Origin of the sequence: Brucella sp. BE17 (assembly GCF_039545455.1) — a bacterium.
Classification (GTDB): Bacteria; Pseudomonadota; Alphaproteobacteria; order Rhizobiales; family Rhizobiaceae; genus Brucella.
The window spans coordinates 1,506,294-1,522,967 of sequence record NZ_CP154467.1 but is presented as its reverse complement, the minus strand read 5'-3'; the positions used below and the strand labels follow the sequence as shown (position 1 = coordinate 1,522,967).

Here is a 16,674-nt window from a genome sequence, read left to right as displayed (position 1 = left end):
AATTGCCGTTGCGAGGCGTTTTAACCCTGTCTCAGCCCTTTTGGAAGTCCTCTGATCGTCTGTGTTTTCTGGTGTTCTCAACGCGAAAAACACGCTTTGCGTGAGAGACAGTTGCTTGTAAAAGCTCGGAGGATGATTTTAACCAGCAATTATACTGTTTGAGTTTTTGTTCAGAGCTGGTTTTAAGCGGCGGGAGAGATTGGATCGAGAAGGGCTTTTGGTAGGTTCAAATTGAGCTGATAAGAATAGGGATAGAGAGCCGGGGCGTGTTCTGGTGTATTTGCGCGAATGAACATACTTATACCAGAGGAGGTTGGGTGCTCACATTCAAGCGAATAGGCATACCCGGCGCAATATCGTCTTCGGCTAAAGCGTGAACCTTACCAGGTATCAGACCGTTTGCGATGCCTTCGTAGCATTTCCAGCTCTGACCGAAAGAGCTTTTCGCCTTGGCTTTGGCAGAAGTCCCTCGCGCTGAGCCTTCTTTTTAGCTTCCTTGCGCGCTCGACTAATCGCCGCTTCTTTTTCACGATTGCGTTTTTCCGACGGCTTCTCGTAAGCACGACGTGCTTTCATCTCACGGAAGACGCCTTCCCGCTGCAATTTCTTCTTTAGGACGCGAAGCGCCTGATCAACATTGTTATCTCGGACAAGTACCTGCAATTGATCTCCTCCTGGTTCAGTTAGCGACTTGATCGCGCGCAATCCTGGCCGCCTTCAAGCGTTCGGTCTTGGCGTCAATCGCTGTTTTCTCTTGGATTAGAATGGCTTTCGCTGTCTTGTCCGTGGCAGCTTTTTTGGCTTCCATGCGTGACAGGTTTGGTTTGAAAAGCGTATCTTTGGTGAGTATCAAATTCATAATGAACTCTCCTTTTTAGTATTTAAGAGGGTCTTCGTGTCCGCCTGCGGATTTTAGATAAGCCACCTGCTGACCGTATCAGTACATTTGATAGCTTGGACCACTCGCTTGAGAGCATTATCGAAACGCCATGAGCATCGGGAACATCGGGCTGCTTCACCTCCAAGGCGTCTTTCTGTCGTATAATGCTGATGATATGCGAAGAATGATCTCTAGGGGTTGTCATATGAGCCTCTATGTTGTTACCGCTCCCTATATTGAGCGTTTTAATTAAAAAAGGTCGGGCATACCCGACCTTTCAACCGTCTCAACAATCAGTGCCAGTACATCCGTGGTCAAAGATCAGAGACAATTCCATTAAGCAGCTTGCAGATTGCAGGCCGACATCTTGCCAGACTTCATGTCACGCTCAAGATCGTAACCAATCTTCTGACCTTCAACGATTTCACGCATTCCAGCACGTTCGACGGCAGAAATGTGGACGAAAGCGTCAGCGCCGCCATTGTCCGGCTGGATGAAGCCGAAGCCCTTGGTGGAATTAAACCATTTAACTATGCCTGTGGTCATAACAAACCCTTTCATAGCAATAAAGATAACCGAATGCGAAAGCATACGGATGTGTAAAACGATTTTTTAAAGGGAGTGTTCGTTCAGCGTACGGTGCCAAATGTACAATAAGCAAAGCTCAGCAAGAAAATATCGATAGGTAATATTTATATAATTATACCGTCCTTGTCAAGGATTATGTGAAATAATATTATTTAAGGCAATAAATCCATATTATAACAGTATCATTTCTTCAGTTTTATAAATAAATTTCAGTAGGGTGCCGCATGAGCCTGCTCAGCCGTGAATTTATGGCGCGCCAAACGGCGAAGTGGCTGACGGGAAGGGAGACACGGATGAGTGCCCACCGGCTATCACCCCTGACATGAAATTCTTTAAAACCACTCGAGATTGATGCTCAAGGGAACCCGATAGCGGCTTCATGCGTGAAGTTACGTAACCCGCTTGTGACATCATAAGCTGCAAAACTTGATTGTTGTCATGAAAGTCGACGGTATGAACATTGGAAGACATAAAAGGTCTCCTTTTAATTTAAGGGAATGCGCAAATTAACTTGAGCCACAGGCACCGGTCTTGATTTCGGCCGACAATCAATGACAAGTTGCTAAGGAAGCAATGGCACACAAACCAACGACTAAACTTAATTGAAGGTGCTGGTATTCTATCGCTCTGTTAAATGAGCTTATCCGTTATGCTTAGAAGCAAGCGTATTTTCTGCTTCAGCCAGACGATTAAGATGCTCTTCGAAGCTGAGATTGCTCTTGGGTAGCGACGAGTCAAGCAAGTGTCGAAGCGTGGTGCCAAGTGGATAGAGTGTCGTGTTATCATTTCCGTGCACTGGTTTATTAAGTGCTTGTTTGACGGAATGAGAAATTATTTTCTTATATGGCACAACGACTCCCTTCAGATGCTCCACCGATAAACGCCAGGTTTCGTTGATTGTTCCATATTATAGACGTTTTAAGCCGCTCACCTTGGCAAGGCTAAGTTGATCTCAGACATTACCAGGCCGCCATATTCCGGATCGAGGCGCAAAGCGTAGCGTCTCATCGTATCAGTTTGATGCCATTGCGTCAGAACTTGGCCGCATCTTCCCGAACCGAGAGCCGGAGTTGCGCTTTTCGAAAACAGCCTTCAGCTTTTCCGATTGTGCTGCCCGTTTCATCGTAGGCAAGCCTTCAGAATTTTGCGGTTGGCAACAGATGTCTTTGACGCCGATCATGGAACAGGAGTGACGACCCTGAAATTCGATTTTCCCCGGTCTTCCAATTAATGCATGATGATCGCGGTTGTTCCTGACACCGCAGTCAGCGTTGCGGTTGGTGCGTTATCTCGCCCAAGGAAATAAACTTGGACAAATGCGATAAATAGTTGTTTTCTATCTCGCAATTCCATGTGGGCAGCCAACGCCATTCTGCTCCAGTTCCTCCAGACAAGTACATTTGCTGCAGATTGACTTGGAGAAAACTTGGAATAACCGATGGGATACGGCAGTGGAGGGAAAATGCCGGAACATTTATTTGTGCGGTTTGGTGGTGAAGGACAGGACGCAACTGATAAAAATGCGATGCTGCAGCGTATCCGTGCATATGACTGGATGCAATCTCCGCTCGGGCCAATTGAAAGTTGGCCTGATGAGCTGAAATCGGCCGTTCGGTTAATCCTTCTTTCGAGCTCAGCGATGGCAGTCTTGGCGGGTCGAGAGGGGATTGTTATCCAGAATGATGCCGTCGTCGGTATGCTGGGTGAGCGCTTCAGTTTGGCGCTTGGTCAACCTGTCGCGAACGTTTTGCCTGTAGCAGGCGATTTCTTTCGTAATGCGATTGCTGAATGCTATGAGGGCAAAGGCGTAAGCTTCCGTGACCAGCCCGTCAAATTAAAGCGCAACGGTCTTCTGGATACTGCATGGTTCAGTATCGGGCTTACCCCCATCGCCAATATCGCCGGCGACATATATGGCGTGCTGGTGGTTGCAAGCGACACCACAGAACGCATGCGCGCTCACAACGCGATTGAGCGCTCACATCAGCGCATGGAACTCGCACTGGATGCGGGGGGAATTGTGGCGACCTGGAAGCTGGATGGACGTAACGCCCGCCTAAAGAACCTGCAGAGCGTATTTCAAGGAATGTCAGGATTTTCTCAAGCGAATGAAGAGCGCTTTAACAGCACAAATAATCTTGCCGCGTCGGTTCATCCAGAAGATCATAATCGTTTACTCAGTGATCTTAATCATGCAATCGGGACAGGGACAGAATATCGGTGTCGCTACCGCGCAGTGACACCTGATGGGGGGATGCGTTGGCTTGTCATTTCGGGTCGTCCGGTCAGAAATGAACAGGGGCGGATAATCCAATATGCAGGTATTGTTTCTGATATTACCGAGCAGGTGGAAACGGCTACGGCCCTCGAGCAAAGCAATTTGCGGTTCGATATTCTTGCAGAGTCTATCCCTCAGATAATCTGGAGCACAGATGCGTCAGGTAAGCATGATTATTTCAACAAGAGGTGGAGCGAATTTACGAACCTGAAGCCGGAAGATATTGATCTGACCATGTGGCATGAACTTGTTCATCCCGATGATCGGGCTCGGGTTGCTGAAGCTTGGCAAGAGTGTCTGGCGACTGGGAAGAACTACGATATTGATTATCGTTTCCGCTATAAAGACGGCTCTTATCGCTGGCTCTGGGTTGTGGCACTTCCCCTGAAAGACCGGGAGGGGAAAATTGTTCGTTGGTATGGCACATCGTCGGATATCGACGAGCCCAAGCAATTGGAAGAACAGCGAGAACTGGTGTCCCATGAACTTGATCATCGGATCAAGAACCTGTTTGCACTTGTTAACGGGCTCGTCAGCCTGTCGGCTCGGGACCTCCCTGAACATATGCCGCTTGCGGACACGATACGCAGCCGTCTTGATGCCTTGCACCGTGCTCACGGATTGATCCGCAGCAACTCTGAAAGAAAAACAATTGCGCTTAAGGACCTCCTTAGGCAACTGCTCGCGCCTTATCATAATGACGAGAACGGGCCCATAACGATCACTGGAGAAGACTTCGAGCTAGATGCAGGCTCTACCACATCCATTGCACTGATATTCCATGAACTCATAACCAATGCGGCGAAATACGGAGCCCTGTCACGATCCGATGGAGGTTTGTTCGTCAACTTGGAAAAAGATGAGGAGCATCAGATCATCGAATGGGTGGAGAAGGTCAATCAACAGGTGATCGCTGCGAGTGAAGAGGGGTTCGGTTCTCGCCTGCTCAAGACGATCATTAAAAGCCAGTTGCGGGGCCGAATAGCGCAGGATTTTTTACCTGACGGATTGGCGATACGCCTCGAAATTCCCCACTCCGTTCTGCTGTCTTCGGACCGCTAAATCGCTTGCTAAAGCGCGATCATCGTTTTGATGTCGTCCTGCCACCCTTCTGCATGGGTATTGTCAATCACACGCACGACTTTGTCCGATGAAGCTTGCTCGCAATCGCGCGGGCAATGGATATATAGTGCCGTGGAAGATTGGCGTCGTATTTCTTACACGTGATATACAGGAATGAGATAAATGGTCGTCGATGTCAGGTTGCCTGAAAAAAAGCTTGTCACGCTGGCTGTCGATTTTTTGTCATCAAGGGGATTGAACGAACCACAGGTCCATTCCTTGGTTGGAATACTGATAGATACTCAGCGCGATGGTAGCCGGTCTCACGGGTTGCAGCGGTTACCGGGAACACTTGATACGATGGCGCATCCGCAGTTCAACAAGAATGCCGATCCCCGTCCCGAAAGCATCTCGCCAGCCTTTGTGCGCATTGACGCTCAGTTCGGTTTTTCGTGCCTGGCCGCTGAAAGAGGCATTGTGGCATTGATCGAGAAAGCCCGGCATCTCGGTATAGCTTTGCTTGCTGTCAATAACGGTTTCCACTCGACCGCGCTGTGGCCACTTGTTGAACGTATAGCGCAAGCCGGACTTGTAGGCCTTTCGATGAATCCCACCCATTCGTGGGTCGCGCCGGCGGGCGGAACGAAAGGATTGTTGGGGACCAATCCAATCGCGTTCGCATGGCCCCGACATGACAAAAATCCTTATGTATTTGACTTTGCAACGACGGAGGCCGCTCGGGCGGATATTGCGATGTATCGCTCTGCCGGCAAGGAAATACCGGACAGTTGGGGCGTGAATAGCAACGGTCAACCCACAACCGATCCGGCAGAGGTGTTGGCCGGAGCAATGCTTCCGTTCGGTGGATACAAAGGCTCGGCAATCGCGACCATGATTGAACTGCTCGCCGGTCCCATGATTGGGGATAGAACGAGCCAAATGTCTAAGGAGTTTGACCAGGGGGCTGATGCCGCTCCTTGCCATGGGGAACTGTTTTTGGCTTTCTCGCCGGAGATTTTAGGCGGAGCAAACGGTGATGCGCAGGCAGAAAAACTATTTGCTGGCTTTGCCGCTCAATCAGCGCGCGTTCCAGGTGAGAGACGCTATAAAATCCGGGAGCAAAGTGCGCGCGACGGCATAGCTGTTTCGAAAGAACTATTAGAACGTATTCAGGGTTTAATGGCCTAGGATTGCTATTGTAGTAAGGCTTTTAGCTGAGGTGGATGCGTTGCGGCAAGCAACCGACCATTATCCATGCCCTTAATTTAGGCTGCGCCAACCTCTCCAAGCCAAACAGAATAGTGTCCGGGATATTTGAAGAAAACGGGTCTCGTTCCACTACTGTCTTAGAGTCATTTGCGAGCAAAGCCGCGCCATTAAGCCGCCAAGTCAAAAATCAGCAAGGACTTCAGCGACGACCGTCAACTTGGTTATCATCTGTATCATCGTACTTTTTCTCGTAGGCCATGATGATGATGGCGGATGCAGTGGCCGCGCCTCCAAAAAGCGTCGCAAGAGGCGCGAGGATTAAAAAAACTGGCAAAACCGGATTGGCAGCACGTGCAATTCTGGTGCCAAGATCACCTATATCGCATGATATCAATGCAGTGCCGATAGCGGTACCAATAATCATCCCGCCGAGCGCATGAAGAGCGATATATCGCAGCATCGTCCAATGATCGGTTCTTGCTTCGATTGGCGTTAGTCGTGGCCTGCGACCACCAGTGCCGGATTTTACCGTCATGGACGGACGGTGCTTGTTCGCTGCTTTCGTGGACTGTAAAAAGCGGCGATCTCTATCGTAGACAATACTGGTGGGTCCGGTCGAGTTCTGCCTAGTCACTGCCTAACTCCAATTACAATTCATTCACACAACGGCACAGCGCTAGGCTTGGTTCCGAAAGTCGAATCTCAGGCTGATCGTGATCAGAAAGGAATATCAGACATTTCTCGACAGATTGAACACCAATGAAACCTTTTGGGTCCCGGCGAGTTGATATGCAGCGATATCCATCGCGCGGAAAAATATACGATAGCTGTTCCAACGGAGGGTTTTCCAGCATGAACTCAATTATTTACTTGGTCGGACTTGTCGTAATCGTCCTCTTTATCCTCTCTTTTCTGGGATTGCGCTAATGGTTGAGCAAGATATTGTACAAAGCACCCCCGACCGTGGCTATGTTGACTGGGCAGCCATTTTTGCTGGTGCAACCGTGGCAGCAGGCGTGGCTATTGTCTTGACGACCTTTGCTGGTGGCCTAGGCCTCAACTCGGTCTCTATCGATGAGGGCGGTGAAATCAGTGTCGTGTGGATGGTCGTTACGGCGCTGTTCGTGATCATATCGATGGTCGCTTCTTATATGTTGGGCGGTTACATTACCGGTCGCATGCGCCGCCCTGCAGGAACTGCCACAAGAGACGAAACCACTGTGCGTGATGGTTTGAACGGTCTGGTGGTTTGGGGTTTGGGTACGCTTGCTTCTGGGCTTATGGCCGCGAGCTTGCTTTCGGGTGGCGCGAAAGCAGTCGGTAATGCAGCTCAGACCGCCGTCGAAGCTACTGGCACTGTTATTGGTGCGACCGCGCAGGGTGCAGGGCAGCTCGCAGGTGGGGTGATATCTGGCGCGGGTTCGGCTGTAGGAGGCGTCGCACAAGGTGCCGGTCAGGCAGCAGCTCCTTCCGTTGAGCAGATGCTGCCTGAGGGTCTGAAAAACAATCCTTTGGACTATTTTACGGACACCCTGTTTAGAGCTGATAATCAAACGCCGAATGCATCTGATGTTGCTTCTTCTCAGCGCCAGGTTACAGGCATCTTAGCCAACCTTTTGCGCACGGGAGAAATTTCTGACTCAGACCGAACCTGGATCAGCAACGAGGTTTCGGTTCGCACCGGCTTAAGCCCTGAAGAGGCACGGACGCGTACCGATGAGGCGGTCCAACGTGTTCAGGCAACGCGAGAAGAGGCTCAAAAGAAAGTCGACGAAGCGGAGAAAGCGATCGCAGACCTGAAGACACAGGCGGAGAATACGGCAAAAGAAGCCAAGGAAAAAGCTGCTGACATTGCGGAAAAAACACGTATTGCCGGAATTCTGACGGCATTTCTGCTTGCAGCTTCGGCTCTTGTTGCTGCAGTCGCCGCCTATATCGGTGCCGTTCATGGTGGACGCCACCGTGATGAAGGGCGTATCTGGGGTGGTTTGGCCTATCGAAAGTAAGACCCCCATCAGTCAAGAATGAAGAAGCCCGGCGAGAACCGGGCTTCTTTTGTCTTTAATAAGCAAAATATTGCTTAGCTGTATGGTGAATTGCATATTGCACGCTGACCGACACGGGGGACATAAGTGTTATCCGAAGCGCGGTAAGTTCGATATCGGGATGAACACCATTGATAGTGGCGGTTATCCATACCGCGGGCTGCCGGTCCTTGATTGCTCATCGCGCCACCAATCACAGCACCAGCTCCAAATGCTGCCAATGGATACCACCATCCGTCTGAATGGCGCTTGTAGCCCCGACGATGATTCCTATAACCGCGATGGCCATTGTGCCAGCCATCATGACGTGAGCGTTTATAGTGGCCGCGCCGATTATCGAAGTTTTTTCTTCTATGCTGTACCTGCTGGACTTGCGTCATATCGGTCATCGCCGAAACTGATTGGTTGCCGGGCATGGCAGCAACGGGTGATATCGAGACCGAAGCTATTGCAAAGCTAACAGCTGCTACCCAAGATCGTTTAAAAGACATCGGTTCCTCCTGGTGTCATTCCGTAAAGTGAAATTCTAAATGGCACGAAGCTGCTATGCAGCCTCGTGCTGTCGTTAGTAACCTCGCGTGAGGCTAAGTTGAGGGACGTGCCGGACAGGTAGGGCGCTCGTCTGCCGTTTCGTTGGCCGCAAGAAGAAACCGGAAAAATTCCTGCGTTCACCATCCCTGTCATGTCCGGTTGACACGACGCGCCACCTCATAGCCTTAACCCTGAACAAGGAAGTTTTGTTCCTTGCTTACTCACACATCAGTGCCGGTCAGAAAGTACTTTTTTCGCAGTGAGATTACCTAAACCGGAGAAGCACCCATACTTGGCCGGCTTCGCAATGTATCGAACGAAACGAACTCGGTGGGCATATGCCGCTTTTCTTTGACCGATATCGGCTTGATTGGAACATAAGCAAAAGCGTGTCGTTAATGATTGGAACAGGAGAAAATCTATGACCGACACAGACCCGCAAAAAGCCTGGAAGATTGCAGAAGCAAACCGCGTTTGCTTTTATGGATGGAATGGAAATCAAGTCCCGATGTCCCCCATCGTGCGAAAGGATGAAGGGGTTATCTATTTTCTGGCCGACGCAAGCAGCGATAAGGTCACCGATCTGAGCAGTCCCGCAGAGGTGCAGCTGACATTTTCCGACCAACCCGCAAATGACTATCTGCTGGTTGTGGGCAACGCACAGATATCGAACGACAGAGCGAAAATTAAAGAACTCTGGACGCCATTCGCTAAAGCCTGGTGGGATTCAGAAACTGATCCCAACATCCGTCTGATCGTCGTTTCACCCGCGCATGCCGAATTCTGGGATGGACCTGGAAAGATAACCGCCACAGCGAAAATGCTTTTTGCTGCCGTGACCGGTAATCGTCCAGATATGGGCGAAAATCGGGAAACCGGAATGTAATGTGCCTTATATGGATACGGACATATTAATGCGCGCCATGACGCGCATTAATATTAGCGATGTCCATGCCACATAAGATGGCAGGCCGTAGAAAATGCGGACATAACGCACACGGCAAGGCAACTGTCAGAGAATAATTTCGATAACCGGAACATTTGCGCGGCCGAAACCATTGCACCTTCCAAGCCATTTAAAAGGACAAGATTCATGCCAGAACTGGTTTCGAAATATTCTTTGAATAGAGCCGCAGGCTTCCTCCTGAACGGCGATCCAGAAGAGCCACAGGAGCGTCCCGATATCGAGCCCGAAAAGCCGCCGGAAGAGCCTACTAATATTCCGGTTCCGGAGAAAGAACCATTCAGTCCGGACGAACCCGAGCAACTTCCGCCACTACCGATCCCGGAACATCCATCGCCCGGGCCCTCCGATCCTGATCGGCCTGCGATGTAACGCCGATCCTATGTTGGGCTAGGATAACTGCTTGAGCGGTTTTTCGGCAGGCCTTCCCATTTCGGCTTCTGGCCGGTCGGCCCCAGGCTTTGGGGTGTTCTTGGTCATCCCGCAGCTTCCTGTCTCCAAACTCGCCGAACTTTGCGAGGAGCAGATGGTTTGTATACTTGTGAAAGCTTTTAGCCTGCCGCCGGTTCCATATAGAGATCAAAAGACAGGAGAAATGCAATGAAATCCAAGCTTCTCAGCGAAACCGACGCGCAGCGCACCTATGTCGTTGTGCTGGATCCCGGCGAGGAAGTGGCTTCGACCCTGACAGGCTTTGTGCGTGCGCAACAACTCACTGCCGCCTCCGTCAGTGCCATCGGTGCCTTCCGTCGGGCAACGCTCGGGTTCTTCGATCTGGAAAGTCAAGAATACGAGCATATTCCGGTCGAGGAACAGAGCGAGGTTTTAAGCCTGCTTGGTGATTGCGCACTTGATGAAAAGGGTATTCCGGGCCTGCATCTTCATGCGGTTCTGGGCTTGCGCAATGGTGAGACGCGAGGCGGGCATCTGATTGAAGCGACCGTAACCCCGACGCTTGAAGTCATTATTCGAGAGAATGTAAATACCATGCGGCGGACACTTCGGCCTGAATTCGGCATCGCCTTGATCGATCCTGGCCAATAATTGGCCGTAAACGGGTTGATACCGCGCGAACATATCGCTTGAGCCGGAGTTTTCCTGATACGCGAAATTTCAACAATTCATGTCAGCGATGATACGGAGCAGCGCTCAATGGCACCACGCGCAAACTGGAAAGGCCCGTTGAAAATCGGTCAGATTCTGTGCCCTATTCCCCTTTATATGGCCGCCTCTACATTAGAACGTGTTTCTTCATCTTCTCAATCGCAAGACCGGAAACGCTCTTAGCCATGAACCAGTCGATAGCAAGGCGCGTCCGTCCGTGCCGCGTGAAGAACAGGCGAATGAAAGCCTATGAACTCTCATCGGGGAAGTGTGAGCTTTGACCACGAGGAAATTGCCGCTGCCATTTCCATCCCGCTTGTTTGGGACGAACTGTCACCGGCCACCGACTCCACACGTTTCGCTATCCTCAAAACGCCAATACGCGCTTGAAAGAGATCCACGGCGGTGAGCCGACGCTCTATTCCCATTTTCAGACGGTATCAGAGAATGGGCTTACCGCCCGTGACGGCAATCGTGGCACCCGAAGTATAACTCGAAATCGGGTCGGCAAGCATCACATAGGCGGAGGCAAGTTCGGCAGGCTGGCCGGGTCTATTCATCGGGGTCTGTGTGCCGAAACTTTCCACCGCATCCTCCGGAAGCGTGGAAGGTATCAGCGGCGTCCAAATCGGTCCCGGCGCCACTGAATTGGCACGGATGCCCTTTTCGGCGAGCATTTGCGCAAGCCCGGCAGTGAAATTCTGGATAGCGCCCTTGGTGGTCGCATAGGCCAGAAGGCTCGGATTAGGCATGTCTGAGTTGATCGACGCCGTATTGATAATGGAGGCACCAGGTTTGAGGTGCGGAAGCGCCGCCTTGGTAAGATAGAACATGGCGTGGATATTAACGCGGAAGGTGAGATCCCACTCTTCGTCTGAAATGTCTTCCAGCTCGGCGAAACTCGCCTGATGCGCGGCATTGTTAACCAGAATATCAATGCCGCCCAGTTCGCTCACCGCACGTTCAGCTATCTCGCGACAAGTGGCTGGGTGTTGTATGTCGCACTTCATGAGCACGGCCTTGCGTCCTTCAGCCTCAATAAGTGCCTTGGTCTCTATCGCGTCGCTATCTTCTTCGAGATAAACGATGAGGATATCCGCCCCTTCGCGCGCATAGGCGATGGCGACCGCGCGACCGATGCCACTATCGCCGCCAGTAATGATGGCCTTTCGCCCTTCAAGCCTGCCCGAGCCCTTATAGGTTTGTTCGCCATGATCAGGCCGTGGGTCCATTTTTTCCGTCAGTCCTGGCCTGGGCTGATGGGGCGTGTCGAAAGGTGGGGTGGGAAAGGTCTTGTCCATCTTCGTCTCCTCTTTCGTTAGATTGGGGTGTTCGCTTTGATGAAGACCTAACCCGGAACGTTGCCGGATGTTCCAGCTTTGCACTCGAAGCTCTGCATTTTTATTGCTTGATGTGGTCGGGCAGGGAAAAGCGCTTCAGCGAGTAGCAAAACATCGCTGCGCTTGGATTTCAGAATAAATCCGGCAAAATTCTACGTGTCACCCTTCGGGTACTCGGCAGGGGATCTAAGATGAAGAGCGGTGGAGAGGAACTCGTTGTCGATTAAAGCTGCCGTTTACTTCGCCCGCGAGATACGGCTGCGAAGCGTTGACGGCGGACTGTGGATAGATAAGCGCCATTGCTAGCAACGCTTTCTGCAAAAACGGTCAGAAAGCACGTCATACCAACAACCGTGACAACAAAAAAGCCCGCTTGCGCGGGCTTTTTGGGGTGCTTCTGGACCTTGGTAGTGGTCTGAAGACTTGTAAATGGTGCAGAAGAGGACTATTCATTGTCTGCTAAATAATTGTTTAAAAAGCATTATTATGTTTTGATTTTTCCATTGTACCAACAAATATACCAACATTTTGAAATGTGCCAGATATTTGCCTGAAATAAAATTGAACGTCCGCTTTATGTAAAGCTGCGGCATTATGTACAAGATGTTATAAACAATATCGGCGAAGTGCGTCTGGAGGGCGTTGCACCTTGAACGTAAAGCTTGCCACATACTGATTATAACGGTGTAGCGAGATGGTTCCACTCAATTCGCGACGTGTGTCGGCTCTGCGCAATTTCCGCCAAGCAAACCAGTGTGGCGTTTTCTGAAAGCAGCCCTTCGCCTTCTGAGGCAGAATGTCCAACTCGGGGCGGGTAGCCGACAGTCCGCTTCTGGGTCGACGAATTGTAATAGTAGCCATTTCAGGTGGGGCGTAACACTTCGACAGCAACGCGCCTGCATTCCAGACTTACAAGCCGATCACGTACCTAACAACACAACAAAAGACTGAGGTCAGGAGACTATGGCGGCGACAGGCGTAGGTACGGGAACGGAGTGCACCTTTGCATTGTGGTGCTCAATCACCTCGGCAATCGCATCTAGCAGTGGTTCAAACCCGCCGAAATTGACGGTTGCTTTGTTCGCGGCGACTACCTTTGTCGCGAAGACCTTCTTGCCATAGAATTTGCTGCCGTCCTTGTCGGCATTGGTATCGTTGAATTGTTTGCCATCGTAAATTGTCTTGAGAAGCGCCTCGTCGAAAAGCCTCTCAATAGGGGTCTCATCCATACCTTTCTTTGGAATGGGCACCACATAAAGATTTAATCCAAGGTGATACCAAGACTGAGAGCCCATTGCCTTCTTGCTCTTGCTTTCAACTGCTTTGAAGAGATCCTTAGATCCCACATCAGAGTCTGCGATGATGATGAGCGGCTGTTTCCCGCCGCTTTTGAATTTTCTGACACGGCCGGCGTACGTGTTTACAAGTTTCAACAACTCGCCGGTACCTCCACTCAATTGCTGCAGCGCCGCTGAGGTTTTGGTGTACTTGAAAAGTTTAACCTTCAGGTTTCCGGTAGGGTTTGTGAGGGTCGGGTATTTTGGTGCGAGAGCTTGGAGTGCAGACTTGATATAGATATTGTCTGTCACTCCCTCGCATAAAAGTACCGGGCGCTCATTTCCATAGAGGTCTACGTAGTCCGCAAACTTCTCGAAAAGCTTTGAGCTGGCCCACAGCTTGCCACCCTTCGGTTTTTCTTCGACATCTTCTGATGACGGTTTGCCAGCAGGACCTCTTCCACGGACCTGATAGATGTACGCGAGGCGGCCACGAAGCTTATTACGTGCCAAAGGCTGTTTCACGCCGTTGGCCATTATGAAGCATTCTCCATCCATAAACAGATGGTGGCACATGGCCGCAACGGTGGCGTAATAGTCGGAAGGGATATTCACTTTTTGGTTGACAATAACACCCGTTACTTCTTGCCGTGAGTAGTCGAATTGCATGCGGGTTTTGACACTGTTCAGTTCGAAACCAGCTCGTTTGATTGCCTTTACAAGTTTCGCACCAGCTTCCCATGAGTTGACACTTCCGGCCTTGCGCAACCCTATGGCCGCCGGGAAAGTTTTCTCGGAGGTCGAGAAGGTTATATCGTCGGCATACCGGGTATAGGTGCAATTATAACGGTGGGCGAGTTCGTTGAGCCGGATGTCCAGAACGTTGGCAATGAGGTTGGAGATGACTGGTGAACACGGACTCCCTTGAGGCAACTGGTTGTCATGGCAGGCAGCCTGCGCAAGGAGGGTGGCCATGTAAGGCTTTAGCTCGAAATCCTTGTGTTTGATGAAGAAGCCCCGTACGCGGCCGAAGTTTATTGTCGGAAAAAAATCCTTTAAATCCACGTTGAAGACGAATCTTCTCCCACGGTGGTTTTCCCCATTTGTCATAATGGAGAGCTTCTTCTTAAAGCCATGCGCGAGTATGCAATCCCGTTGCTTCGTCCGGCTCTTTTCGAGAATTTGCTCGATTTCGAGCAAGTCCGTTGCAAGACGTGTCTGAATAGCCTTGAGCGCCGGATGCGGCGCTTTGATCGTGCGAACGCCTCCATTCCGTTTAGGCACAGTAAATTCAGTGTACTTTGGAGGCTGGGGAGCTTTATCAAGCTTATATAGCGCGTATGAGATGTGAGATGGTTTCAACTCAAGAAGCTTCGCAAGGTCGGTAATATCTTCCGCCTTCTTATACTTCTCCAGCTTTTCGGAAAGGACTGTCATAGTGTGGCTTGCGGATACTCCTACGCGATTTAGCGTATTGTTGACGATATCATCATATTCTTGCCGGCTCTCTGTAGGTAGCGTTGAGGCCGTATTGCTTTCACCTGTGAAGAACCCCCACAGTAAAATCTATCCGCAAGCCGCCCTTCAGTAGACAGAATAGCAAGGATAACACAAGCGGTTTCAGCACTGATCTACGGTAAGTTTCTCTCTATCGGCTATAGGGCGCGGCGCGTCACGAAGATGTCAGCGGTACCGAATCCTTTGGAAAAAGTAGATTCGCACGGTCAAAGGGTCGTCGTATTCTTCGAAAGACTTCAGCAGGGCGGATGGCAGCCATTGCTTTCTGGACCTCGGTCCAGGTCTTCCTCGCGAATTAAAGAACGACAGTTTTCGGGCGTCGCGTGGAACTAGCCGAATGACCGAAACGGGAAGGCGTATGCCGAAAGCGGTCTGACGTAACTGTGATCTGACATAGCTACATGAAGCTCAGGCTAGGGCGGCTCACGTAGCGAAGCACTAGCATCAGGCCGAGGTATCATTCAGGAAAGAAGCGAATGCCTGGGAGTTCTGTAGACACCCCAGACGCTTGTTGTTACGCTGATGACTTATCCGACGCTCACCCAGTTTGAAAGCGGACCTAATGCCTATCCCGCCAGAAAATGAGTTACTCGACTTGTTGCGGAATCAAACAATCTCAGCGCTGACGATTGACACCAATATTTTCGACGAGAAAGGCCTCCAGCTTAGCGCCGCCCCGCTTGCAACTGTCGCGATCCTCAACAGCAGGCCGTTCGATTTCCTACTGTCTGGAACCGTGGCCAAAGAGATTCTTGGCCATCTGGAGAAAAGAGCCGAAGATGCCCTCCGTACTGCTCGCAAGGCGATCGGAGAGGCTCTCTTTGCATTTGAAACGGCCCAGCCCACCAGAGATCAGTTGCTGGATCAAATCACTGGGACGCAGACCGCTAATGCAGCAGCTCAGGCGCGGTTGGCGCAATACGTTCAGGACACCGGATGTGAAATTCTTTCGGATGAGGACCTAGTCACGACCAAGGAAATATTTGACGGCTACTTCAGTGGGCAAGCGCCGTTTGGTACGGGCAAGAAGAAAGACGAATTCCCCGACGCTTTGGCGCTTCATGCTTTGGAGGCGACTGCCAGTGTACGCGAAACATCATTCTTGGTCGTGTCCAAAGACGGTGACTGGCGAAAATTCTGTGAACAATCGCAGCGCCTCTATCTCGTTCCGGAAATCGAAACAGCGCTGGCGCTCCTCAATGATCCACCGCTCGTAGTCAGGCAGTCGATTTTGGGCTGGCTTGCAGCAGATAGCGATGGTCGTGCTGAAATCCGGAACGAACTAGAAGGCGTGGTCACCAATCTTGATGTCGATGTGAACGGATATGCAACGTCAGGTGAAATGGAGGCCATTCCCTATGGCCCTGAGTTACGAAATGTCGAGTGGGCAGACAATGCCGATGTCGACATCATCGAGACCAGCGAGCCCGATGGGCAAGGTGTTGTAACCGCTGTCCTGAGTCTGCCTCTCCAGATCGACTTGCGCATTCATGTCGATCTGAATTTCTCTGTTTGGGACAGCATCGATCGGGAATCAATCAGCATGGGCGGACGAACGGTCGAAGTGGACGAAACGCATGATATTCGCGCTACGGTCACGGTCAGGTTGCACGATCTGGGAGGCGAGGATCAGGAGATCGAATTCGAGTCATGTGAAATCGACCTGAACAACATCGACCTTGAACTTGGCGATGTCGAAGTGTTTGAGCCCGAGGACTACTATGATGATCACGACGTGCGATAGAGCGGACGGGCTGGAAAAGGCCCCAATTTGCCGTCTAGCGGGACGGAACGAAGGACGGCTTCGCGTCTACTGTGGCCGTTGAGCCCTTAACTTGAATCTCCTGAAAGCGGACAATTACTACTGACTAGGGCAGT

The 16,674-nt window shown here is 50.9% G+C and carries 14 protein-coding genes; 7 read left to right on the top strand and 7 right to left on the bottom strand.

Annotated elements, in window-relative coordinates; all coding sequences use genetic code 11:
- Positions 1 to 390: 390 nt before the first annotated feature.
- The 3 genes from rpsU to AAIB41_RS07365 form a co-directional block, all read right to left on the bottom strand.
- The gene (gene rpsU, locus AAIB41_RS07375) at positions 391 to 663 is read right to left on the bottom strand and encodes a 30S ribosomal protein S21 (RefSeq protein ID WP_343314700.1); all 273 of its coding nucleotides are present in this window, start codon (positions 661 to 663) and stop codon (positions 391 to 393) included.
- A 16-nt stretch (positions 664 to 679) separates the two neighbouring features.
- Entirely contained in the window at positions 680 to 859 is a 180-nt protein-coding gene (locus tag AAIB41_RS07370; RefSeq protein ID WP_343312661.1) for a hypothetical protein, read from the bottom strand.
- Between the two features lie 357 nt (positions 860 to 1,216).
- Positions 1,217 to 1,426, bottom strand: a complete 210-nt coding sequence (locus tag AAIB41_RS07365; RefSeq protein ID WP_343312660.1) for a cold-shock protein — start codon at positions 1,424 to 1,426, stop codon at positions 1,217 to 1,219.
- A gap of 1,480 nt (positions 1,427 to 2,906) precedes the next feature.
- Here AAIB41_RS07365 and AAIB41_RS07360 point away from each other — a divergent pair.
- Positions 2,907 to 4,808 carry a PAS domain-containing protein gene (locus AAIB41_RS07360; RefSeq protein WP_343312658.1) on the top strand — a complete coding sequence of 634 codons (1,902 nt, stop codon included), beginning with the start codon at positions 2,907 to 2,909 and terminating at the stop codon, positions 4,806 to 4,808.
- 183 nt (positions 4,809 to 4,991) lie between these two features.
- Positions 4,992 to 5,996 carry an Ldh family oxidoreductase gene (locus tag AAIB41_RS07355; RefSeq protein WP_343312657.1) on the top strand — a complete coding sequence of 335 codons (1,005 nt, stop codon included), beginning with the start codon at positions 4,992 to 4,994 and terminating at the stop codon, positions 5,994 to 5,996.
- Positions 5,997 to 6,216: 220 nt separating this feature from the next.
- Here AAIB41_RS07355 and AAIB41_RS07350 read toward each other — a convergent pair whose 3' ends face one another.
- Positions 6,217 to 6,552 (bottom strand): hypothetical protein, encoded by a 336-nt coding sequence (locus tag AAIB41_RS07350; protein ID WP_343312656.1) that lies wholly within the window; start codon positions 6,550 to 6,552, stop codon positions 6,217 to 6,219.
- A 391-nt stretch (positions 6,553 to 6,943) separates the two neighbouring features.
- Between AAIB41_RS07350 and AAIB41_RS07345 the strand changes: the two genes are divergently transcribed.
- The gene (locus AAIB41_RS07345) at positions 6,944 to 8,023 is read left to right on the top strand and encodes a hypothetical protein (RefSeq protein ID WP_343312654.1); all 1,080 of its coding nucleotides are present in this window, start codon (positions 6,944 to 6,946) and stop codon (positions 8,021 to 8,023) included.
- A 74-nt stretch (positions 8,024 to 8,097) separates the two neighbouring features.
- Here the strand turns inward: AAIB41_RS07345 and AAIB41_RS07340 are convergent, their stop codons facing one another.
- Positions 8,098 to 8,478, bottom strand: a complete 381-nt coding sequence (locus AAIB41_RS07340; protein WP_343314699.1) for a BA14K family protein — start codon at positions 8,476 to 8,478, stop codon at positions 8,098 to 8,100.
- A 485-nt stretch (positions 8,479 to 8,963) separates the two neighbouring features.
- Between AAIB41_RS07340 and AAIB41_RS07335 the strand changes: the two genes are divergently transcribed.
- From AAIB41_RS07335 to AAIB41_RS07325, 3 genes are all read left to right on the top strand, one after another.
- Positions 8,964 to 9,479 (top strand): pyridoxamine 5'-phosphate oxidase family protein, encoded by a 516-nt coding sequence (locus AAIB41_RS07335; RefSeq protein WP_343312653.1) that lies wholly within the window; start codon positions 8,964 to 8,966, stop codon positions 9,477 to 9,479.
- Positions 9,480 to 9,686: 207 nt separating this feature from the next.
- A complete protein-coding gene (locus AAIB41_RS07330; protein WP_343312652.1) occupies positions 9,687 to 9,929 on the top strand; it encodes a chitin-binding protein in 243 nt (80 codons plus the stop codon).
- A 228-nt stretch (positions 9,930 to 10,157) separates the two neighbouring features.
- On the top strand, positions 10,158 to 10,601 hold the full coding sequence (locus tag AAIB41_RS07325; protein ID WP_343312651.1) for a PPC domain-containing DNA-binding protein: 444 nt from the start codon (positions 10,158 to 10,160) through the stop codon (positions 10,599 to 10,601).
- Positions 10,602 to 11,101: 500 nt separating this feature from the next.
- On the opposite strand, the gene AAIB41_RS07320 is transcribed toward AAIB41_RS07325, so the two are convergent.
- Both AAIB41_RS07320 and AAIB41_RS07315 read right to left on the bottom strand, forming a co-directional pair.
- Positions 11,102 to 11,962, bottom strand: a complete 861-nt coding sequence (locus tag AAIB41_RS07320; RefSeq protein ID WP_343312650.1) for an SDR family oxidoreductase — start codon at positions 11,960 to 11,962, stop codon at positions 11,102 to 11,104.
- Positions 11,963 to 12,954: 992 nt separating this feature from the next.
- A complete protein-coding gene (locus tag AAIB41_RS07315) occupies positions 12,955 to 14,715 on the bottom strand; it encodes a retron Ec67 family RNA-directed DNA polymerase/endonuclease (RefSeq protein ID WP_343312649.1) in 1,761 nt (586 codons plus the stop codon).
- Positions 14,716 to 15,358: 643 nt separating this feature from the next.
- On the opposite strand from AAIB41_RS07315, the gene AAIB41_RS07310 reads away from it, so the two are divergent.
- On the top strand, positions 15,359 to 16,540 hold the full coding sequence (locus tag AAIB41_RS07310) for a PIN domain-containing protein (RefSeq protein WP_343312648.1): 1,182 nt from the start codon (positions 15,359 to 15,361) through the stop codon (positions 16,538 to 16,540).
- The last annotated feature ends 134 nt before the right edge of the window (positions 16,541 to 16,674 follow it).